Below are 22,168 nucleotides of genomic sequence, written 5' to 3' on the forward strand. Positions count from 1 at the left end.
ATCCATAAGCTTTCTAGTTGTTTTTCAGTAAAATAACTAAACTACTAACCTTACGATTTCTAAAAGATAAACTCTAAATTAATAGTTATTGGTTTTAGTTATTACTACATTTGATAAGGATATGCCCCATTTATGGATGGATTAAAGAGAATACTTCTTTTTAATACTAGTGTCCAAAGTAAATATTGGTACAATGAAATCAATTTTGACCATAGGCGACAATAGTTTACTTAAATCACTACCCAATAACAAATTAATAGCAACAAAAGAAATCAAAATCTCAAAAGTCCCCACAAAATCACTTCGATTTTCAATGAAAGGGGAGCAAGAAAAATCTTTTACCGTCGTAGCTATTGGTGCCTCTGCAGGTGGTCTTGAAGCAGTAACCCAATTATTGAAAAATCTTTCTCCTACCACAGGTATGGCTTTTATTTATGTCCAGCACCTAAGTCCTGATCATAAAAGTCTGCTTGATGTACTTTTGTCTAAAGTGACTCAAATGGAGGTTCAGTTGATTGACAATATGGAATTACTGAAACCCAATAATTTTTATGTTATTCCAAATGATAAAGAAATCGAAGTTATTGACGGACATATCAAATTAATTCCCCGACCCAAAAACAGGACTTCAAACTTCTCTATTGACCTTCTTTTTTCCTCCTTGGCCGAAACGCATCATGAAAATGTTATTGGAGTTATTTTATCTGGATCGGCCAATGATGGCACTCGTGGATTAAAAGAAATAAAAGAGGCTGGCGGAATTACTTTCGCACAAGATGATTCGGCGAAATTCAGCAGTATGCCCAATTCTGCAATCGCCGCAGGAATAGTAGATTTTGTATTATCTCCAAAAGAGATTGGAATTGAATTGACACGAATCAGTCAGCATCCAATACTACTAAAGAATTTTATAAAGAAAACACCAGAAACAGAAATAGAAAATAGCAGTCCCGAATTGAAGGTTATTCTACAACTTTTGCACAAAAGAAAAAATGTAGATTTCAGTCACTACAAAATGAATACTATAAAAAGGCGAATGCTTCGCAGGATGTTAGTTCATAAAATTAAAACTTTAAAAGAATATGCCGAATTACTTTTAAATCAAAAGAATGAAGTAGATATTCTTTATCAGGATTTATTGATTAATGTAACTGATTTCTTTAGAGACACGGAAGCTTTTTTGTATTTAAAAAATATAATTCTGCCTAAATTACTCGAGACCAAATCAGCTGAAGAAACCCTCCGTTTATGGGTAGCAGCCTGTGCCACTGGTGAAGAAGTTTATTCGATAGCTATATTATTGATCGAAATACAAGAAAACAATCCTGACAGTATTCCCTTTCAAATTTTTGCTTCAGATTTGAGTGCAGATGCCATTCGGATAGCTCGGATTGGAGAATATACAGCAAGTCAAGTAATAACTGTTTCCCCAGAAAGGTTACAGCGTTTCTTCACTAAATCGAAAAACAAATACCGAATTTCAAAAGAGCTGCGGGATGTTTGCGTATTTGCAAAGCACAATATTTTGCGGGATCCACCATTTTCGAGAATGGATTTTATCAGTTGCAGGAATATGTTAATCTATTTGGACACAACAGCCCAGAAAAAAGCCATTTCCACTTTTCATTATGCCTTAAACGATGGTGGTTGTTTGATGCTTGGAAAATCAGAAACTATTGGGACAACGACTCAGCTCTTTACGATTCTCGATAAAAAATTTAAATTTTATTCCCGAAAAAAAAATTCAGGATTACGCACCATCCCAGATCTTACTTCACGTCTTTCCCATTCTACTATGCCTGATAAAAATACAATACCGACTTCTACATTCAAAAAAGTATCTGCATCAGCAAATGGTACAATAGGAATGGCTTTTGATACCGTTTTGCTCGAACATCATGTACCAGCAAGTGTTATAATCAATTACGATTTGGAAATTCTTCAATTTCGAGGATCGACATCCTTGTATTTGCAGCATTCCCCGGGCAAGGCCAGTTTTAATATTTTGAAAATGGCACATCTCGAAATAACATTTGAGTTGCGTAATGCCATTCATCATGCCATTAAAACCAAACTTCCCATACGGAAAATGGGGATTGAAATGAATCGGAATCCTATTGACAATACGATTCAGATCGTAAATATTGAAGCTATTCCTCTAAATATTGAAGGAGAAGAACCTCTATTGATCGTTATTTTTACAGGATACATGCAGCACGAAACTGAAGAAGAATCAATAAAAGGACAGCAAAACAACACAATTGCAAAAGACCGTCGAATAAAAAAACTGGAGGAAGAACTTGCAGCGGCTCGAGCAGATATGGGATCTATAACCCATGATCAGGAAGCCGCCAATGAAGAACTGCAAAGTGCCAATGAAGAGATTGTATCGAGTAATGAAGAATTGCAAAGCCTGAATGAAGAACTCGAAACCTCCAAAGAAGAGATTGAATCAACAAATGAGGAATTGGTAACCAGTAATCAGGAATTACATTCCAGAATTCAGCAAGTCGAAGAATTAAATCAATATAATGAAGCCATACTTTCTACAGTTCATGAACCTGTTCTTATTTTGGATAAAGACATAAAAATCAAATCAGCCAATATATCATTTTGCAAAACATTTCATGTAACCGAAGAAGAATGCATTGGAAAATCATTATATCAATTAGGAAATAACCAATGGAATATCCAGCAATTAAGAGAACTGCTGGAAGAAATTGTTTTAAAGAATAATCGTTTTCATGATTTTGAAGTTAAGCATATTTTTCCGATAATTGGTAAAAAAATAATGTTACTCAACGCCCACCGCATCATTCAGGCTAGAGAAAATGAAGAATTGATTGTCCTGACAATCATTGATATTACTGATGTTCGAAATCTGGCCATTGAACTCCAAATTAAAGAGAAAAAAGTATTGGAAGTACAGCTTGAAGTCGAGAAAAAAGCGCTTAAATTGATTGAAGACAGTAATAAGCGCTATAACATGATGTTGATGCAATCGCCTTTCTCTTTTGCCATTTTAAAAGGAAAGAACATGGTGATTGCCCTAGCGAATGACAGTATTAAAGAAATATGGGGAAAAGGAAGTGCTATAGAAGGCAAAACTATCATTGATGTTTTACCCGAATTGAAAGCAGGTCCAATTCCCAAAATGCTCAAAGAGGTTTACACGACGGGTATTGCACAAGAAGGGTATGAACTACTTGTCCCTTTGATGCGAAACGGACAATTAGATGATGTTTATTTCAATTTTGTTTATCAGCCGTATCTCGATACCGATGGAGCCATCTTGGGCGTAACCATTATCGCTTATGAAGTAACGGAACAAATAAATCTAAAAAATGAATTGATCGAAGCCAGACGCATTGCAGAACAAAACACAAAAATTGCAGAAAATGCATTAAAATCAAAGCAACAATTTTTATCCAATATGAGCCATGAGATTCGGACTCCGATGAATGCAATAATTGGGTTCACCAATGTGGCATTAAAAACCGATTTGAATAAAGAGCAAAGAGAGTTTATTACTGCCATTAAATCTTCTGGAAGTGCATTGATTGTGTTAATTAATGACATACTTGATCTTGCCAAAGTCGATGCCGGAAAAATGACATTTGATAAAAAAAACTTCAATATATTTGAATCGATTGCCGATATCTTTTATTTATTTGAATCTAAATGTTCTGAGAAAAATTTAAAATTAGAACAGCAATATGATACCAGAATTCCTGAATTTATCGTAGGTGATTGTATGCGTTTGCGGCAAATTATTTTAAATTTAATAAGCAATGCCATTAAATTTACGGCAAAAGGGAAAATAATTCTGAGCGTTCAATTACTGAAAGAAGATTCGGAAAAAACTACAATAGAATTTACTCTAATAGATACAGGTATTGGAATTCCAAAAAACAAACTGGCACATATTTTTGATAATTTCGAACAGGCTTCTACAGAAATTTCACGGTTATACGGAGGCACCGGTTTAGGTCTTGCCATTGTTAAACAACTGGTGGAACATCAAGGAGGGTCATTAATTGTAAAAAGTGAAGAAGGTAAAGGTTCCACCTTTGGTTTTATTATGGATTTTGAGAAATTCTGCGTAGAAGATCCAGCAGAAGAAGAAAATATTCACAATACGATTGAAGGATTAGAAAATATAAAAATTTTGGTGGCAGAAGATGTACCGTTGAATCAGCTTTTGATAAAAATCATTTTAGAGGAATTCGGTTTTCAATGTGATATTGCGGCAAATGGTAAAGTAGCCATAAAAAAACTAAAAGAAAACAACTATGATATTGTTTTGATGGACATACTAATGCCCGAAATGAATGGATTTGAGGCTACAGATTACATTCGTAATACTATGAATTCCAAAATTCCAATCATTGCGCTTACCGCAGATGTAACCACCGTAGATGTACAAAAATCTAAAATGGTGGGAATGAATGATTACATCTCTAAACCAATTGATGAAAACCTTTTATATAATAAAATTATCAGACAGCTTAGAAAAACACTTTCAAAAAAATAGCGTGGTTATTATTATAATCGACCAGATACTTCATTTGAATTACTTCTCAAAATCTAAACTTTGGGAAAAGTACTTATTAATTTAAAACATTCAACAACCTGTGAATTATACAACAATCTTGTAAATTCTATAACATGATTTGTTGATTTCTAGATGACCTTTACTGAATCTTTTAATTAGAAATAACTTGAAATTATATATAAAATACATGGTTAGTAATCGCTGTAAAATGGCGGTGAAAGAAGAATTGAAAAAACTTGGCCTGCACTTTATTGTGGTTGATTTAGGCGAAGTGGAAATCATGGAAACTATTTCTATGTATCAAAGAGAGCAACTCAAAATAGGCTTAATAGATTCCGGACTCGAATTGATGGATGATAAAAGAGCCATGCTTATCGAAAAAATAAAAAATGTAATTATTGAATTGGTGCATCATACTGATGAAAACATTAAAATTAATTTTTCAGATTATTTGCATGAAAAATTAAATCACGATTACACATACATGTCCAATCTTTTTTCGGAAGTGCAAGGAACTACAATCGAACAATTTATCATTTCGCACAAAACCGAAAGAATTAAAGAATTGATTATTTATGGCGAACTCAATATTACTGAAATTGCTTGGAAAATGGGATATAGCAGTGTCGCTCACTTATCGAGTCAGTTCAAAAAAGTAACAGGCTTATCTCCTACCCACTTTAAACAATTAAAAGATAAAAGACGCAGTCCAATTGAAGAAATTGGAAATTAATTACAATATTATTTGGAAATCCAGCTATAAATTTAACTAACAATACCACGCCTCCCCATGCAAGAATCACAATATGCCAGAAGTCTAATAGAAGCCAGTTTGGATCCTCTGGTTACCATAAGCACCGAAGGCAAAATTACGGATATGAATGAAGCATTGACTCACATTACTGGAATATCAAGAGAGGAATTGACAGGAACCTATTTTAAAGATTATTTTACCGAACCAAAAAAAGCACATGATGTTTATCAAGAGGTTTTTTCTAAAAGTTCAGTTTCTGATTCTCCGCTGACACTTCGCCACAAAAACGGAAAACTAACCGAAGTGTTATTTAATGGTTCCGTGTATCGTGACAATCAAGGCAATATAAAGGGAGTAGTAATTGTAGCAAGAGACATAGCTGAACAAAAATGGGCATTAGAATTAAGAAATGCTAATAAAGAATTGGCTTTTCAAAATGATGAAAAAGAGAAACGCGCAGCGGAGTTGGTTATTGCTAATGAAGAACTGGCCTACCAAAATAAAGTCAAAGAAAAAAGAGCGGCTGAATTAGTTATTGCCAACAAAGAATTGGCTTTTCAAAATGATGAAAAAGAGAAAAGAGCAGACGAATTATACATTGCCAACAAAGAGCTTCTTTTTCAAACAGGCGAAAAAGAAAGTAGAGCAGCCGAACTCGTAATTGCCGATTTGGAACTTGAATTTCAAAGTAAAGAGAAAGAGAAACGCGAAATTGCCAACAAAGAATTAGAAGCCCATAGTTATTCTCTTAAATTGGCTTCCCAATATTCTCTAAGTCTTATTGAAGCCAGTAGAGATCCTTTATTTACCATTTCGCCAAACGGAAAAATAACGGACACCAATGACGCAACGGTACAGGTTACCGGCGTATCTAGAGAACAATTGATAGGGTCTGATTTTATTGACTATTTCACAGAACCGCAAAAAGCACGGGACGGATATAAAAAAGTTTTTTCAAAAGGCTTTGTTGTCGATTATCCGCTTACTATTATGGATGGAAAATTTACCGATGTATTGTTTAACGGTTCGGTTTACAAAGATGATTTGGGAAATGTTGTGGGTGCCGTTGTGGTCGCCCGAGATATCACAGAGCAAAAAAGAATTGCAACAGAATTATTGGAAGCCAAGGTTTTTGCCGAGCTGGCAACATCACTGGCTGAAGAAGCCAAAAGCAAAGCCGAATTGGCTACAGAAATTGCCGAAAATGCCGTAAAAGCAAAACAGCAGTTTTTGTCTAATATGAGCCATGAAATTCGGACTCCGATGAACGCCATTATCGGATTTACAAAGGTGGTTTTAAAAACTGAATTAACAGCCAAGCAAAAAGAATATTTGATGGCGATAAAAATGAGTGGTGATGCTTTGATTGTGCTTATAAATGACATATTGGATTTGGCTAAAGTCGATGCAGGAAAAATGACATTTGAACAAACACCTTTTAAAATTAAAAAATCATTGTCCTCCATGCTTCATTTATTTGAAACTAAAATTCAGGAGAAAAACTTAAAATTAGTATCGGATTACGATAACAATATTCCAGAAGTTTTGGTTGGCGACCCTGTTCGTTTGCATCAAATTATTTTAAATTTAGTCAGTAACGCCGTAAAATTCACAACAGAAGGCGTGATTACCATAAGTGTTCATTTAATGTATGAAGATGATGAAAAAGTAATTATCGAGTTTGCTGTTAATGACACAGGAATTGGAATTTCCGAAAATAAAATAGAAAGCATTTTTGAAAATTTCCAACAGGCATCAAGCGGAACTTCTCGATTATATGGAGGAACTGGCCTTGGACTTGCCATTGTAAAACAACTGGTGGAATCTCAAGGAGGCAGCATAAGGGTTAAAAGTAAAATAAACGAGTATTCCCGTTTTAGTTTTACTTTGCCTTTTCTAAAAACGACTGAAGATGCGGCACTAGAAAATGAAATCATGGAATTGAATAATGAGATTAAAGGCATCAGAGTATTGGTGGTCGAAGATATGGCTCTGAATCAATTGCTTATGAAAACGGTATTGGATGATTTTGGTTTTGAACGTGACATTGCCGAAAACGGGAAAATTGCCATCGAAAAACTCAAAACAAATCAATACGATATTGTTTTGATGGACTTACAAATGCCTGAAATGAATGGCTTTGAAGCTACAGAATACATTAGAGAAACATTGAATTTGACTATTCCCATCATTGCACTGACAGCAGATGTCACTACGGTAGATTTGGCTAAATGTAAAGCTGTGGGTATGAACGATTATATTGCAAAACCTATTGATGAAAGAGTATTGTACAGCAAAATCGTTGGGTTAATAAAAAACCCTAAAAGTTCAAAACCAAATAAAAACAGCACTTTGAAAGTGTCAGAAGTTGAAAAAGTAAAATACATCAATTTAGATTACTTAAACCACCGCACTAAATCCAATCCAAAATTGATGATTGAAATGATTGGTCTGTATCTGGAACAAACACCTGAATTAATTAATACATTAAAAAAAAGCTTGTTAGTTCAAGATTGGAATTTGTTAAATGCTGTCATTCATAAAATGATTCCTTCATTTTCAATTATGGGAATGCATTCTGATTTTGAAAATATGGCAAAAAAAATTCAGGAATATGTGGCGATACAACAACAAAATGATGAAATGGAAAGTATGGTATTAAAACTTGAAGATGTATGTATGCAGGCCTGTAAAGAATTAGAACTAGAATTAGAAACATTAAAAAAATCCCTAAAATGAATACCACAAACAAAATAAAACTGTTCTTAGTCGACGATGACGCCTTATTCTTGAAATCTTTGGAAATTGAGTTTTTGGATCATGCTGATTTTGAAATAGAAACCTACTCCACCGGGGAACTTTGCTTGGCCAATTTATCCAATAACCCAGATGTCATTATTTTGGATTATCATCTGGACGGTATTGATAAAAATGCCATAAACGGTATTGATACCATGGATAGAATAAAAGAATTCAATCCAGAAATTGCTGTGATTATGTTGTCTTCTCAGGATAAAATTGATGTGGCTATCGACTGTATGCATCATCACGCCTTTGATTATGTGGTTAAAAGCGAAACGGCTTTTGTTCGTTTGCAAAAAATCATATCGTCTCTTTTCGAGTTTAGAAAAATGAAAAAGGAATTAAATTGGTATATGGAAAGAATGTAAGGGAAATGACTACAAATTCTATAATTATAAATTTTAAAAAATAAAAATCATGAATATCAAAAGAATCTTCGGCGCATTATTAACGGCTCTAGGAATAGGTGGCCTAATTTATGATGCAGTTATATTTACCAACACTTCTGGTAGTGAGAAAGACATAAAAGCCCTTGTAATTTACGGAATTTTGGGTACAGTTTTCTTTATAGCAGGAATTAGCTTAGTGCGAACTACAAAAGATGAATCTTAGATTTGTGAACCTAATCTAAGACTTTTTTAAAAAATATTTCAATGAAAAAATATACTTTTTCTGATTTGCCAGGCTGGCGCAACGGCCTCAAGAACATAGAAGTTTTCCAGCTTTCCTTCTATGACTATCGAGATAATACACGAGCTTGATACACGCTAATCGATCAATCGTATTCTCTTTGGATAAACTTCATTATTTTTTTCTAGCGCTTGCTTCCAAAATTATTTTCAAAGATTCCTGAGCTCATTTAAGAACAGAAGCAAAGGCAATGCCGTACTTAAATTCTTTTAATTTAAAACCTGCTCGTTTGGCTTCTTTTTTCCAAACGGAATGAGTTCTGCATCTACATTTCCAGTAAAACGATTTTCAAAATTATCTGTAAATTCTATAATTGTTTTCAAAAATTATATAACCCAATTTTACCCTCAAGTTGTCACCTTTGTATTCTAAAAATTTTTGAATTAGATCTAAATCAGATTTTTTTTAAAAAAATATAGTCATAAAACAGCTTTTAAAACAAGAAAAATATGGAATCACAAATTGGAATCGGTAAACAAAATTCACAAAAAAGCATCACATTTTTATCTTCAGTTTTAGCAGATGAAATGACTTTATACATTAAAATACGAAAATTCCATTGGAATATATCTGGCAATAGTTTTATGGAATTACATATATTATTTGAAAACCAATACAAACAATTAGAAGCTTCAATTGATGAAATTGCAGAACGCATCAGTAAATTGGGAGGGAAAGCTATTGGCACTATGAAAGAATTTTCAGAACTGACAAGACTTAAAGAAAATCCAAATAAATATCCTTCACAAAAAGATATGTTACTGGAACTATTAGAAGATCATGAAACCATTATTATCCAGCAACGAAAAGATATAACAGTATGTACTGAAGAAAATAATGATGCTGGTTCAGCCGATTTTTTAACTGGTTTAATGGAAGAACACGAAACAATGGCATGGAAACTTAGAAGATACTTGAGTTAATTCAAAACAAAAAAACTATAAAAATGTATAAAGCAGAAAAAGAATTAGTATTCAGTTCCAAAAGTCATTGTAAAGTAGGTAAAATAACTTCTAGAAAAAGTGCTGCAGTTGATTCTGGCTCTATTCAATTTGATTTTAAAACGGAAGCTTTTAAAAAATCCAATATTCTATTTACAGAAAGAGTTAGAAATCTTTAGAGTTCAAATTATTATATAAATTTTAAAATAAAAATAATTTATCATATTTCAATTATTTCATTGAGTATAAGAACAGGCAGAAAAGTCATAATTAGCCTTGTACCTGCAAAAGTATCTCATAGAAAATAAATCGGGTATGATTCGTTTCTAAAGAAAAAAAAGTCCCAATTCGAGTATTTTTTTGCTGAAACTTCTCCGCAAGAAAATACTCGAATTGATATTTAGAACAACTCTGTATAATTTAATTCATCTAAAAAAAGTAAAAATGACTTCCTCCTCCACTATTGTCGCAAAGAAATTATTTTTATTTTTCCTTATTATTGCCGGTTTATATTATGGTCAGGTCTTTTTTATGCCTTTTGTAATTGGAGGAATTTTGGCGACTTTATTTTTGCCCTTTTGCAATTGGATGGAAAAAAAGAAAATCCCAAAAGAAATGGCAGTATTTCTTTGTTTTTTTACATTAGCACTTTTCTTTTCGGGATTAATAGCACTGCTAAGTTGGAAAATATCTGAAGTAATTAATGATATTACTCTCTTGAAAGAAAAAGCAATAGATACTGCAGCCTACATTCAAAAATACATTTTCAACCATTTCAATATCTCAATAGAGGAACAATTCAAAATCTTGAAAGAAGAAAAGCCTTCCTATTCAAGTATAATGCAAATAATATTGAGTTCGCTGGCTATCATATTAACCAATCTTATTTTGGTCACGGCTTATTTTTTGTTTTTACTCTATTATCGTTCGCATATCAAACAATTTATTCTAAAACTAACCGCCGTTTCAGAGCAAAAAGCAATGGAACAAATAATACATAAAGTGGCCAATGTATCCCAACAATATTTGGTAGGTCTTTCAAAAATGATTGTCTGTTTATGGATTATGTATTATATAGGTTTTAGTTTTTTAGGGTTAGAAAACGCATTCTTTTTTGCCATACTTTGTGGGTTTCTGGAAATAATTCCTTTTGTGGGTAACATTACCGGAACAGCACTTACCATTTTGATAACCGCAATGCATGGAGGAAATCTTGCTCTTTTGGGTGGAATCATTCTTACCTATGGAATTATTCAATTCATACAAGGCTGGTTACTTGAACCTTTGATGCTGGGACCTCAAGTAAAAATTAATCCATTATTTACCATTATTGCATTGGTATTGGGAGAACTGCTTTGGGGAATACCAGGAGTTATTTTGGCAATACCATTAACTGCTATGATCAAAATTATCTGTGATCACATCGAAACCTTGAAGCCTTATGGCTTTTTGATAGGAGAAATAGAACGTAAAAAATCTACAAATTCAAGCTTTTTAAAAAAAATAAAAGCCTTATTATAACGAATAGCTGCATTCTGTTTATTGTTCCAAAAAAGAACTGTCAACCTGCAAACATATTTTATAATTCATTTAAAAATATGTGAATCATACAACTAATAAGAAAAGTTATATAACAGTTGAAATCAATTTGTAAAAGACCTTTGATATAAACAATTAAAAAACTACAAAATGAAAAAATTATTATTTATATGTATGTGCTTAGCATTTACATATATTGCAGAAGCAAATACGGGAAACCGAAAATGGAATATTAAAATATCTGATGGCAAAACTCTATATATTGGGGATTTAGGAAATTATTTTTATAAAACAGATATTTCGTTTTATAGAGCTAGAGACTTAACAGCTACGCTTTTTGAGAAATTAAAAGACACAGATAATGATGGTGTTTCCGATAAAAATGACAAATGCCCAAGTACTCCTGCAGGTGTTGCTGTTGACAAAACTGGATGTCCTCTTGATAAAGATATAGATGGTGTCGCCGATTATTTAGACGAATGTCCAGATACACTAGGATTGGAAACCCTGAATGGTTGCCCTGATAGCGATAAAGACGGAATAGCCGATAGTAAAGATCGTTGTCCTGATGTAGCTGGCCCAGCTGATTTAAAAGGTTGTCAGGATGTTGATAAAGATGGTGTCGCAGACATTGATGATAAATGTCCAAATACAACTGCAGGTTACAAAGTAAATGCATCTGGGTGTCCTTTGGATAATGATAATGATGGCGTAGCCAATGAAGTGGATCTTTGTCCTGATGCAGCTGGACCACTAGCGCTAAAAGGCTGTCCAGATACTGATGGCGATGGCGTAACTGATAATATTGACCGCTGTCCAACCGAAAAAGGAAATATTATTGACAAAGGCTGTCCAAAAATTGCACCTGTAGATGTTAAAAAAATAGCTGATATTGCTGGCAAACTTTTCTTTGAAAATGCTAGTGCTGAGTTAAAAATATCATCTTATGTACAACTTGATTATTTGGTGGTCATATTAAAACGCTATAATGCGACTGATTTGCAAATTGGTGGACATACTGATAATGTTGGCGGCGATATAGACAACATAAATTTATCGCAACAACGTGCCGAATCTGTAAAAACTTATTTAATCAGCAAAGGAATACCGGAAACCAGGCTTACTGCTTTAGGATTTGGAGACGGTAAACCTATTGCCGATAACAAAACTGCTTCAGGCAGAGCCAAAAACAGAAGAGTTGAATTGGTAACAACATATAAATAGTTTATTTTGTTTTTTGAATATTTTTTTTCTGAAAAGAGGCCGTTTTAACAGCCTCTTTTTTTGTACTTAAATCCGAAAACTATTGTGACAATAATAAGTACAAAAACTAAGCCCGCAAAACGGAACATATTACGATTTAACAAAATCACAACAAACTACTGATTATCAATATACAAAATAAAAAAAACCACTTTTATTTATTTTATAAAGGTGTGAATGATACAAGTATTAACAAAAGTTTTGTAACTCAAAAACTCGATTTGTGAATCACCTTTGACTAAATAATTAAATAAAACATAAAATGAAAAAATTACTATTCTTATGTACGTGCTTAACATTTACATTTATTATGAATGCACAAACCGAAGACCGAAAATGGAATATTGGTATATCAGGTGGAGCAACACAATATAACGGTGATCTTGGAAATGATTTTTATAAAACCGATATGACTTTTTATGGAGTTGGAGGTTTGTCAGTTTCCAGATATTTAGGAAAATATTTTGATTTGAACTTAGCTGCAAATAAAGGAACAGTAGCTTACAATCGGCCAAATGGTTATTTCAACAGTGAGTTTTCATCTCTTGCACTGAATTTAAAAATTAATTTATTAAATCCAGACTATGTTGTAAGACCTTATGTATTTGGTGGTTTAGGAGTTATGCTTTTTGACAAAAAACTAGATGTTAACAGTAAAAAAATAGATTATCTTTTACCAACAGCTGGTGGTGGATTAACGTTCAGACTAAGTCCAGTTGTGATGCTTAATGTACAGGAAACTTTTATGTTTACGGATGGAGATGATAGAGACGGCGTTACTGGTGGCAGCAAAGATTCGTTTTTGATGCACACTGTAGGATTGTCTTTCAACTTAGGAGAGAAAAAAGATGCTGATAATGATGGTGTTTCAGACAGAAATGATAAGTGTCCTGACACTCCAGCAGGTATAGTTGTCGACAAAAATGGCTGTCCTCTTGATAAAGACAATGATGGTGTAGCCGATTATTTAGACGAATGTCCTGAAGTTGCAGGATCACCTGCCTTAAATGGCTGTCCTGATAGAGACAAAGACGGTGTATCCGATGCTAAAGACAGTTGTCCTGATGTTGCTGGATCTTTAGCTTTAAGAGGTTGTCCTGATGCAGATAATGATGGCGTTGCAGATATCGATGATAAATGTCCCAATACTCCTGCGGGTCAGAAAGTTGACGCTGCTGGATGTCCTATGGATAATGACAAAGATGGTGTTGTAAACAGTGAGGATCGTTGTCCAGACGCTGCCGGACCAATTGCTTTAAAAGGCTGCCCAGATTCTGATGGGGATGGTGTTCCAGATATTGATGACCGTTGTCCTGCCGTAAAAGGAAATATCATAAACAAAGGATGTCCAGAAATTACTCCACAAGATATCAAAAAAATTGCTTCTATTGCTGGTAAACTTTTCTTCGAAAATGCTAGTGCCAAGTTAAAAACCTCTTCTTATGTTCAATTAAATCAGTTGGTTATCATATTAAATCGTTATGATGCAACTAATTTACAAATTGAAGGACATACAGACAGTAATGGTAGTGATGCCTATAACATTAAATTATCACAACAACGTATGGAATCTGTAAAACAATATTTAGTAAGCAAAGGTATTGCTGAAACTAGATTACTTGCTTTAGGATTTGGAGAAGGTAAACCAATAGCAACTAACAAAACTGCTGCAGGTCGTGCCAAAAACAGAAGAGTTGAGTTAAAAACAACTTACTAAATAATACATTTTTTGAATGTTTTTTGAAAAAGGTTTGGGGGAAGGGGGCTGTTGGAAACAACAGCCCTTTTCTATTGAAAAAAATTATTATTAGCTATTCAAAAAAAATGAAGCCAATAAACTTAGCTACTTAATAATATGTAAATAATATAACTAATTTAAAAAGTTTCATAACAATTTTAGGCATTATAAATAGACCTTTATAATTCTTGTAATTCAAAATTTTTACAAAAAATTAATGCAATACCCTTAAAGATGAGAAATAGAATCACCGCACAGAACCCTAATATCCTTCCAATAGGAGTATTAAACACAGAATTTAAAACGTCAGTTATCAATCATTTGATTCCTAATACAGTCGTAAAACTTCCCGAAATATTGTTCATTACCACTTTCCCTCCTAGAGAATGTGGCATTGCAACCTATTCTCAGGATTTAATTAAATCATTAAATAATAAGTTTAAAAATTCATTCAACATAAAAATTTGTGCGTTGGAATCGGATGCTGAAAAACATCATTATGATGAACCTGTAAAATATATCCTCAACACCGATGAACCAAATTCGTTCAACAATTTGTCCGAAAAAATCAATGCTAATAATTCGATTCAAATGGTATTGCTTCAGCATGAATTTGGGCTTTTTAGAAATAACGAAGCCCATTTGATACCGTTTTTATACAAAATTGAAAAACCTGCAATAATTGTATTTCACACAGTATTGCCTAATCCTAACGATTCACTTAAAGAAAATGTTCAAGTTATAGGACAGCTGGCTCATTCGATAATTGTGATGACCCATTCTGCAGCTTTAATCTTGAAAAATGATTATGGAATCAATCCAGAAAAAATATCGGTAATACCTCATGGAACTCATTTGGTACCTCATTCTGACAAAGAACTTTTGAAAGAAGAATATAATTTGTCCGGAAAAAAAGTGCTTTTAACTTTTGGATTATTAAATTCAGGAAAAAGCATCGAAACGACACTTGATGCCATGCCGAGTATTATCAAAGAAAACAATGATGTTTTATTTCTAATAATTGGTAAAACACATCCATCTGTAGTAAAAGAAGAAGGTGAAAAATACAGAACGATGCTGGACAAAAAAATTCAAAGCCTAAAGTTGCAAAACCACGTATTGTTTGTCAACGCCTTTTTGCCCCTGCCTCAACTTTTAGACTTTTTACAGCTTACGGATATTTATTTGTTTACTTCAAAAGATCCCAATCAAGCCGTTAGCGGAACCTTTTCCTATGCCATAAGCTGTGGTTGCCCCATTATCTCCACTCCTATTCCACATGCATGCGAAGTGTTAAGTGAGGGTGCAGGAATCATAATCGATTTTGGAAATTCTAAGCAATTGGCAAAAGAAGTAAATCGTTTGTTGCTGGATAAACAATTAAGAAAAAACATAAGCGCAAACGGATTGCATAAAATTGTGCCAACAGCATGGGAAAATTCGGCAATTGCCCATGCATTTTTATTCGAAAAAATAGGCGATAAAAATTTGAATTTAGAGTATAAAATTCCGGAAATCAATTTAGACCACATCAAAAGATTAACAACCGATTTTGGCATGATTCAGTTTTCTATTATCAATCAACCAGACTTAGAATCAGGATATACCGTAGATGACAATGCCCGTGCCATGGTAGCTATGTGTGAACATTTTGAATTAACAAAAGACGAATCCGATTTAGATTACATCAAAATCTACCTGACTTTTATAACTTCTTGTCTTCAAGACGATGGTTCTTTTCTAAATTACGTTGACGAGGATGGTGATTTTACCAAGCAAAACAAGGAAACCAATCTGGAAGATTCTAATGGAAGAGCCATTTGGGCTTTGGGATATTTAATTTCTTTAGGAACAATTTTACCTATAACATTGATAGAAGAAGCGAAATCAACCTTACGGCTAGCAACCGTTAGTGTTACAGAAATTCATTCGACTCGAGCAATGGCTTTTGTCATCAAAGGGCTTTATTATGCTAATTCCAAAGAAAAATCACCCCAAAATACGGTAATAATAAAAAAATTGGCCGATAGAATGATTCAAATGTACAAGCATGAATCGAAACCTAATTGGAACTGGTTCGAAAGTTATTTGACCTACGGCAACAGTATTTTGCCAGAAGCTATGCTTTGTGCTTATTTGAGTACAGGAGATACAGATTATAAAGCAGTTGCAAAAATTTCCTTTGACTTTCTTTTGAGTAAAATTTTTAAAGATGGCAGCATTAAAGTAATTTCCAACAAAGGATGGATGCACAAAGAGGACAGCATCAATAAAGAAGTAATTGGAGGAGAACAGCCCATTGATGTAGCTTATACAATTTTGGCGTTAAGCAAATTTTCAAAAGCTTTTAATAACCTGGAATACAAGCGAAAAATAAAAATTGCTTTCAGTTGGTTTTTGGGTAATAACCATTTGCACCAAATTATTTATAACCCCTGCACAGGAGGATGTTATGACGGATTAGAAGATACTTATATCAATTTAAACCAAGGGGCAGAATCTACAGTAAGCTATTTGATGGCTCGATTGGCAATTGAAAAAAATACCAGGAGATCTTTCAAATTGCATGCTTCAAGTCAAATTAACAAAGAAATTTATTTGAAGTTAAGCTATCCTAAACTTATGGTTTAATGCGTGAATAATATAAGATTTGCTCAAAGTTGCGAAACTCTTTTAATACTAAAGCAGTGACCTTTATCTATTGAAAATTTAGCATTTTATATATCAAACAATCCAACCTTAATTTGAATCTGATGAATCCAAAAAAATCTATTGATGTGTTAAACACTTTTGTCGGAATCAATAATAACTGATTTGAAAGTTACATAATGGTTTCAAAACAAATCAATGAATCCTTAGGCATTTACTTAATCAGCTGTACAACTACATTTTTAAAATCATGAATAGTTCTGTAAAAATTTTAAAAGTTTCGATTGCAAAATCCTATCTGAAAAACATTTTTGAAGATATTGGCAAGACAACACTATTTACAACACGCTTTTTTAAAGAAGTTGTAAAATCTCCCTTTGAATTCAAAGAATTTCTTTGGCAGTGTTATGCTATTGGATACAAATCTTTGCCCATAGTAAGCATTACTGGTTTTATAATGGGTTTGGTTCTTACCATACAATCACGCCCAACAATGGCAAAGTTTGGAGCCGAATCCTGGTTACCCAGCATGGTTGGACTTTCGCTAATACGGGAAATTGTGCCTGTAATTACGGCATTAATTTGTGCCGGAAAAATAGCTTCTGGAATAGGTGCCGAATTGGGCTCGATGAAAGTAACCGAACAAATAGATGCCATGGAAGTTTCGGCTATAAATCCTTATAAGTATTTGGTGGCTACCCGAATTTTGGCAACCACAATTATGATTCCCATTTTAGTCATTTACGCCGATTTTATTGGTGTTTTTGGTGGATATATCGGATACAACATTCATGAAAATATGGATTTTTACCGTTATTTCTCCAATGTATTGGAACATCTCGAATTTCTGGACATATTACCTGCAGTACTAAAGACTTTTTTCTTTGGATTTGCCATTGGTTTAGTGGGTTGCTACAAAGGATTTAATGCCGAGAATGGAACCGAAAGTGTTGGAAAAGCAGCAAACACAGCCGTAGTCACAGCTTCTTTAAGCATCTTTATTCTTGATATGATTGCCGTACAAATAACCGACTTATTTTATTAACTCATGATACAGGCAAAACCATTAAAAGATAAGAAAGTAACAACACATTCAACAGAAACTATCCTAGAACTAAAAAATGTTTGCAAATCTTTTGGGGATAATGATGTTCTGAAAGGTATTAATTTATCTGTAAAAAAAGGAGAGAATTTGGTTATTTTAGGCCGATCAGGTTCAGGAAAATCAATTACTATAAAATGTTTGGTAGGTTTAATACGTGCCGATGAAGGTGAAATCAACATTTTTGGTGAAGATATTACTCGAATGAATACTGTAGCTCTAAATGAAATTAGAATACGCATCGGGTTTTTATTTCAAAATGGAGCTTTATATGATTCGATGACTGTAAGACAAAATTTGGAATTTACCTTAAAACACCATTCCCCTTATTTATCCTCCAATGAAGTTGACGAAGCCATTTTAGAAGCTTTAGATAATGTAGGATTGGAAGAAGTCATTGATAAAATGCCATCCGAATTGTCTGGTGGAATGCGAAAAAGAATTGGTCTAGCCAGAACAGTTATCATCAAGCCCGAAATCATTTTATATGATGAACCTACGACTGGATTGGACGCTATAACCTCCAGAGAAATTAGTGAATTGATATTGCATGTTCAAAAAAAATACAAAACAACTTCTATCATTATTACTCATGATATGGCTTGCGCCAAAATAACGGCTAACCGAATTATGATTTTAAAAGATGGCGTCATCTGCGCAGAAGGCAGTTATGCCGAATTAGAAAAAAGTAAAGACGAATGGGTTCGCTCTTTTTTCATTTAACAAATAAAATACTCAAATTATGTATAAAGAATCAGGGTTTACATGGAAATTAGGAATGTTTGTAACTATTGGGTTGATTCTCTTTGTTGGGACCATATACTTTGTTGGGAAACAAAAAAATTTATTTGGATCCACTTTTACCTTACAATCACGATTCAAAACTGTAACGGGACTGAAGGTGGGAAATAATGTTCGGTTCTCTGGCATAAATGTGGGAACCGTAAGTGAGATTGCGCTTATTACCGATTCGACTGTAGCCGTAAAATTGATAATTAAAGACGAAGTGCGCCGCTTTATTAAAACTGATGCCAAAGCCAGTATTGGCTCAGATGGTTTGATGGGAGATAAAGTACTGACTATCTCACCAGGAACAACATCTAAAAGTGCCGTAAAAAACAATGACACAATTACATCCCTCAAAGCAATAGAAATTGAAGACATTATGAAAGGCGTAAAAAACACAGTCGATAATGCTGCAGTTATTACAGATCAACTTGCCGAATTCAGTTTTAAAATAAACAATGGAAAAGGAACTTTATCCAAATTATTAATGGATGAAAATATGGGAAAAAAACTTAATGCAACGATGTCTAATCTAGAGTCTGGAACTAAAGGATTTAGTGAAAATATGGAAGCAGCAAAACACAACATTTTGCTAAAAGGTTATTTTAATAAAAAGGAAAAAGCCACTGCCAAAAAACAAGAGAAAAAAGAAAAAGATTTGAAATCCAAAGATGACAATCCGTAAATTATGAAATCTTTATTATTAATAGTATAACATAATCTTTGGTTTTACATCCCACCTTTGTAACATCAAAGCTGGAAGAGAATATACACTCTTTTAAATGCTGATGAATAAACACATTTAAAACAAAAAAAATGAAAACATTAAAACTAATTGCCCTAGCACTTTTCTTGTTTGCCTCAACAGCAAACCATGCACAAGTTTCTGTAAGCGTCAATTTTGGCACACCACCACAATGGGGTCCGGTTGGCTATTCAGAAGTATCGTATTATTATTTGCCAGATGTACAATCCTATTATGATATTCGTGCAGAACAGTTCATCTTTTTAAGTAATGGCGTTTGGATAAGATCTTATAATTTACCAAATCGTTATAGAAACTATAATTTGTATAATGGATATAAAGTGGTCTTAAATGATTATCATGGAACAAGACCTTACGGTCATTTTCAAGAACATAAAATGAAATATTACAAAGGCTATAATAAAGGCCATCAAGAAAACTATAGAACTGCAGCTAATTACAACAATCATGACAATGGAAACCATGACAATGGAAACCATGACAATGGAAACCAAGGCAATGGAAACCAAGGCAATCATGGTAATGGTAATCATCACGGCAATGGAAACAATGGCCATAAAAATGGCAAGCATTAATCCTTGAATGTTATGAAAACTGAAAAAGAGCTGAATGACTTAATTTTGAAGACAACAATGTTGATACATAAGGAATATCCTGAGTTATCAAAATACCTTCTAGAAATGCCAGAAACCATTCCAGGTATTGAAAACCCTGAAATGAACAAAAAAGCACTGAAAGAATATCTAAATTCTTTAAAAGAAATTTTAGATAAATATGCTCCAAATCAAGGCATTAATATTTGAAAATAAAAAAATGAAATCAGAAAAAACTTAGGTATTTGGATGGGCAACACTCAAAAAACTTTTTTATATCAGATTATTTTGAGACTATAAAAGCGTAAATCTTCTCATAAAAAAAATAAGTTTAAGACAACCTGACCGTTCGTTAAAAATTTAGAATAAGCCCTGCTATTAAATTGGCAGGGCTTTTATATTCGTTATAAAATAAAATATCATGAAAAAATTATACAGCCATACCGAAAATCTTTTCGAAAAATTAGTTTCTGTTGCAACGACAATATTAGGAAACTCTATTTCGTTTCTAATAGCATTATGCCTAGTGCTGTTTTGGTGGATCAATAGTTTGTTTATAAACAATGACACACATCTTATTATTGGAGATATCATTTTTGGAGTTACTTTCCTGAGTTTATTCATTATCCAAAAATCGTTCAATAGATTCTCGGCTTCTCTGCATCTAAAAATAAACGAATTGGTTTCCTCACACGAACCAGCCAGCAATGCCGTACTTAATGCAGAAATTAAAACAGAAAGAGAAATCACTGAATTGTCCAAAGAATATTCTGATTTGGCTGAACAAATTAAAGAGTTGGATGAAGAATTTAAAGATGAGTTTAATAAAGAACTGGACAAAGCTTTGGATGAAGAAGAAAACCATATCAAAGAGTGATATAAATGAAATATTACTATGCGAAAAACTGTAAATGATGTAACTCTTTGCTCAAATTTTGTAACCTTTTTATATCACAATACCTCCACCTTTGTAATGTTGTGAAAATGGTTTCACACATAATATGAACAAGATGAACACAACAGAATTAAAAGGAAACTGGGACGAGCAAAAAGGAAAATTGAAACAAAAATTTGCAGCCTTAACGGATAATGATTTATTATTTGTTGAAGGAAAAAAAGATGAAATGCTGGGAAAACTTCAAATTAAATTGGGAAAAACTAAAGAAGAACTTCACAAAATTATTCAAGCGCTTTAGATAGTTGCAGCAAATTGTATCCATTTAATTCTTAAGTAGCGTAAATGGATACAATTTTTATCAAAAAAAATATAATCTTAAAATATATTAATATGAAAAAATCAATTTTACCCCTTGTAATTGCAGCTTTCCTAATAGGATCAATAGTCACGAGTTGTAAACCAAACACAGAAAAAGAACAAGCTGCTCAAGATAATGTTGACAGCGCGAAAGTTGCCGTAACAGAAGCCGAAGACGATTTGGACGAAGCCAAAAGAGTAGCAACAGCTGAAGAATGGCAAGAATTCAAAGATGCTACCAATGTAAAAATCGAAGAAAACAATGCCAAAATAACCGAATTGAAATTAAAAATCAAAAAAACGGGAAAAGACATCGATAAAGCATATCAAAAAAACATTGATACAATTGAACAAAAAAACAAGAATCTAAAAGCAAAAATGGATTCCTATAAAAATGATGTCAATAGTGATTGGCAATCTTTCAAGAGAGAATTCAACCATGATATGGATGAACTTGGACAAAGCTTAAAAAACTTTACCGTAAATAACAAAAATTAAATAAAAACGTTATATAGTTGTGATAGTGGTGATTGCAACAAATTATTAATCTTATAAAAACAGAAATCATGAGCAATCTTCTTTATACAGTAGCAGTAATACTAGTTATTTTTTGGGCAATCGGTTTCTTTGCCTATAGTGCAGGATCCATAATACACATATTGCTTGTTATTGCAATAATTGCAGTAATATTAAGAATAATCCAAGGCAGAAAAATTTTATAAATAATTAAATACA

20 protein-coding genes are annotated in these 22,168 nt (G+C 33.1%); all 20 read left to right on the plus strand.

The genetic code is table 11. The features are described from left to right. Positions 1–193 precede the first annotated feature (193 nt). The 20 genes from AC1DVP_RS16425 (at position 194) to AC1DVP_RS16520 (ending at position 22,155) form a co-directional block, all read left to right on the plus strand. The gene (locus tag AC1DVP_RS16425) at positions 194–4,534 is read left to right on the plus strand and encodes a CheR family methyltransferase (RefSeq protein WP_477184568.1); all 4,341 of its coding nucleotides are present in this window, start codon (positions 194–196) and stop codon (positions 4,532–4,534) included. A gap of 208 nt (positions 4,535–4,742) precedes the next feature. Further along, positions 4,743–5,288 (plus strand): helix-turn-helix domain-containing protein, encoded by a 546-nt coding sequence (locus AC1DVP_RS16430; RefSeq protein ID WP_077377454.1) that lies wholly within the window; start codon positions 4,743–4,745, stop codon positions 5,286–5,288. A gap of 57 nt (positions 5,289–5,345) precedes the next feature. Further along, positions 5,346–8,048 carry a PAS domain S-box protein gene (locus AC1DVP_RS16435; RefSeq protein WP_477184569.1) on the plus strand — a complete coding sequence of 901 codons (2,703 nt, stop codon included), beginning with the start codon at positions 5,346–5,348 and terminating at the stop codon, positions 8,046–8,048. Next, complete coding sequence (locus AC1DVP_RS16440) at positions 8,045–8,479, plus strand: response regulator (protein ID WP_477184570.1); 435 nt, start codon at positions 8,045–8,047, stop codon at positions 8,477–8,479. Before AC1DVP_RS16435 ends, AC1DVP_RS16440 begins: the two co-directional genes overlap by 4 nt. A 49-nt stretch (positions 8,480–8,528) precedes the next feature. Continuing rightward, positions 8,529–8,723 carry a hypothetical protein gene (locus tag AC1DVP_RS16445; protein WP_477184571.1) on the plus strand — a complete coding sequence of 65 codons (195 nt, stop codon included), beginning with the start codon at positions 8,529–8,531 and terminating at the stop codon, positions 8,721–8,723. Between the two features lie 527 nt (positions 8,724–9,250). Further along, positions 9,251–9,724 carry a Dps family protein gene (locus tag AC1DVP_RS16450; RefSeq protein WP_477184572.1) on the plus strand — a complete coding sequence of 158 codons (474 nt, stop codon included), beginning with the start codon at positions 9,251–9,253 and terminating at the stop codon, positions 9,722–9,724. A 23-nt stretch (positions 9,725–9,747) separates the two neighbouring features. Then, a complete protein-coding gene (locus AC1DVP_RS16455) occupies positions 9,748–9,921 on the plus strand; it encodes a hypothetical protein (RefSeq protein ID WP_477184573.1) in 174 nt (57 codons plus the stop codon). A 265-nt stretch (positions 9,922–10,186) separates the two neighbouring features. Further along, positions 10,187–11,263: an AI-2E family transporter gene (locus tag AC1DVP_RS16460; RefSeq protein WP_477184574.1), complete on the plus strand. Its 1,077-nt coding sequence runs from the start codon at positions 10,187–10,189 to the stop codon at positions 11,261–11,263. Between the two features lie 168 nt (positions 11,264–11,431). After that, on the plus strand, positions 11,432–12,505 hold the full coding sequence (locus tag AC1DVP_RS16465) for an OmpA family protein (protein ID WP_477184575.1): 1,074 nt from the start codon (positions 11,432–11,434) through the stop codon (positions 12,503–12,505). Between the two features lie 301 nt (positions 12,506–12,806). Beyond that, positions 12,807–14,261, plus strand: coding sequence for an OmpA family protein (locus AC1DVP_RS16470; RefSeq protein WP_477184576.1), 1,455 nt, complete (start codon positions 12,807–12,809; stop codon positions 14,259–14,261). Positions 14,262–14,516: 255 nt separating this feature from the next. Next, complete coding sequence (locus AC1DVP_RS16475; protein ID WP_477184577.1) at positions 14,517–16,913, plus strand: glycosyltransferase; 2,397 nt, start codon at positions 14,517–14,519, stop codon at positions 16,911–16,913. Between the two features lie 268 nt (positions 16,914–17,181). Continuing rightward, the gene (locus tag AC1DVP_RS16480) at positions 17,182–17,976 is read left to right on the plus strand and encodes an MlaE family ABC transporter permease (RefSeq protein ID WP_477184578.1); all 795 of its coding nucleotides are present in this window, start codon (positions 17,182–17,184) and stop codon (positions 17,974–17,976) included. A gap of 3 nt (positions 17,977–17,979) precedes the next feature. Continuing rightward, positions 17,980–18,756 (plus strand): ABC transporter ATP-binding protein, encoded by a 777-nt coding sequence (locus tag AC1DVP_RS16485; protein ID WP_477184579.1) that lies wholly within the window; start codon positions 17,980–17,982, stop codon positions 18,754–18,756. A 19-nt stretch (positions 18,757–18,775) separates the two neighbouring features. Next, complete coding sequence (locus tag AC1DVP_RS16490) at positions 18,776–19,504, plus strand: MlaD family protein (protein ID WP_477184580.1); 729 nt, start codon at positions 18,776–18,778, stop codon at positions 19,502–19,504. Between the two features lie 131 nt (positions 19,505–19,635). Further along, a complete protein-coding gene (locus AC1DVP_RS16495; protein ID WP_477184581.1) occupies positions 19,636–20,160 on the plus strand; it encodes a hypothetical protein in 525 nt (174 codons plus the stop codon). A gap of 12 nt (positions 20,161–20,172) precedes the next feature. Further along, positions 20,173–20,388 carry a hypothetical protein gene (locus AC1DVP_RS16500; protein WP_477184582.1) on the plus strand — a complete coding sequence of 72 codons (216 nt, stop codon included), beginning with the start codon at positions 20,173–20,175 and terminating at the stop codon, positions 20,386–20,388. Between the two features lie 211 nt (positions 20,389–20,599). Next, on the plus strand, positions 20,600–21,055 hold the full coding sequence (locus AC1DVP_RS16505; protein ID WP_477184583.1) for a low affinity iron permease family protein: 456 nt from the start codon (positions 20,600–20,602) through the stop codon (positions 21,053–21,055). A 133-nt stretch (positions 21,056–21,188) separates the two neighbouring features. Next, positions 21,189–21,374 carry a CsbD family protein gene (locus tag AC1DVP_RS16510; RefSeq protein ID WP_477184584.1) on the plus strand — a complete coding sequence of 62 codons (186 nt, stop codon included), beginning with the start codon at positions 21,189–21,191 and terminating at the stop codon, positions 21,372–21,374. Positions 21,375–21,466: 92 nt separating this feature from the next. Next, complete coding sequence (locus tag AC1DVP_RS16515) at positions 21,467–21,931, plus strand: sll1863 family stress response protein (protein ID WP_477184585.1); 465 nt, start codon at positions 21,467–21,469, stop codon at positions 21,929–21,931. Between the two features lie 68 nt (positions 21,932–21,999). Beyond that, positions 22,000–22,155 (plus strand): lmo0937 family membrane protein, encoded by a 156-nt coding sequence (locus AC1DVP_RS16520; protein WP_477184586.1) that lies wholly within the window; start codon positions 22,000–22,002, stop codon positions 22,153–22,155. Positions 22,156–22,168: the final 13 nt, after the last annotated feature.

The sequence above is a fragment of the Flavobacterium sp. P3_A6 genome (genome assembly GCF_056403035.1).

Excerpts from the sequence above, each read along its gene's own strand:
- AC1DVP_RS16435 (WP_477184569.1), top strand. The coding sequence starts at position 5,346 with ATGCAAGAATCACAATATGCCAGAAGTCTAATAGAAGCCAGTTTGGAT.
- AC1DVP_RS16490 (WP_477184580.1), top strand. The coding sequence starts at position 18,776 with ATGTATAAAGAATCAGGGTTTACATGGAAATTAGGAATGTTTGTAACT.
- AC1DVP_RS16450 (WP_477184572.1), top strand. The coding sequence starts at position 9,251 with ATGGAATCACAAATTGGAATCGGTAAACAAAATTCACAAAAAAGCATC.
- AC1DVP_RS16510 (WP_477184584.1), top strand. The coding sequence starts at position 21,189 with ATGAACACAACAGAATTAAAAGGAAACTGGGACGAGCAAAAAGGAAAA.
- AC1DVP_RS16430 (WP_077377454.1), top strand. The coding sequence starts at position 4,743 with ATGGTTAGTAATCGCTGTAAAATGGCGGTGAAAGAAGAATTGAAAAAA.
- AC1DVP_RS16520 (WP_477184586.1), top strand. The coding sequence starts at position 22,000 with ATGAGCAATCTTCTTTATACAGTAGCAGTAATACTAGTTATTTTTTGG.
- AC1DVP_RS16495 (WP_477184581.1), top strand. The coding sequence starts at position 19,636 with ATGAAAACATTAAAACTAATTGCCCTAGCACTTTTCTTGTTTGCCTCA.
- AC1DVP_RS16505 (WP_477184583.1), top strand. The coding sequence starts at position 20,600 with ATGAAAAAATTATACAGCCATACCGAAAATCTTTTCGAAAAATTAGTT.
- AC1DVP_RS16425 (WP_477184568.1), top strand. The coding sequence starts at position 194 with ATGAAATCAATTTTGACCATAGGCGACAATAGTTTACTTAAATCACTA.
- AC1DVP_RS16500 (WP_477184582.1), top strand. The coding sequence starts at position 20,173 with ATGAAAACTGAAAAAGAGCTGAATGACTTAATTTTGAAGACAACAATG.
- AC1DVP_RS16485 (WP_477184579.1), top strand. The coding sequence starts at position 17,980 with ATGATACAGGCAAAACCATTAAAAGATAAGAAAGTAACAACACATTCA.
- AC1DVP_RS16460 (WP_477184574.1), top strand. The coding sequence starts at position 10,187 with ATGACTTCCTCCTCCACTATTGTCGCAAAGAAATTATTTTTATTTTTC.
- AC1DVP_RS16480 (WP_477184578.1), top strand. The coding sequence starts at position 17,182 with ATGAATAGTTCTGTAAAAATTTTAAAAGTTTCGATTGCAAAATCCTAT.
- AC1DVP_RS16465 (WP_477184575.1), top strand. The coding sequence starts at position 11,432 with ATGAAAAAATTATTATTTATATGTATGTGCTTAGCATTTACATATATT.
- AC1DVP_RS16470 (WP_477184576.1), top strand. The coding sequence starts at position 12,807 with ATGAAAAAATTACTATTCTTATGTACGTGCTTAACATTTACATTTATT.
- AC1DVP_RS16445 (WP_477184571.1), top strand. The coding sequence starts at position 8,529 with ATGAATATCAAAAGAATCTTCGGCGCATTATTAACGGCTCTAGGAATA.
- AC1DVP_RS16515 (WP_477184585.1), top strand. The coding sequence starts at position 21,467 with ATGAAAAAATCAATTTTACCCCTTGTAATTGCAGCTTTCCTAATAGGA.
- AC1DVP_RS16475 (WP_477184577.1), top strand. The coding sequence starts at position 14,517 with ATGAGAAATAGAATCACCGCACAGAACCCTAATATCCTTCCAATAGGA.
- AC1DVP_RS16440 (WP_477184570.1), top strand. The coding sequence starts at position 8,045 with ATGAATACCACAAACAAAATAAAACTGTTCTTAGTCGACGATGACGCC.
- AC1DVP_RS16455 (WP_477184573.1), top strand. The coding sequence starts at position 9,748 with ATGTATAAAGCAGAAAAAGAATTAGTATTCAGTTCCAAAAGTCATTGT.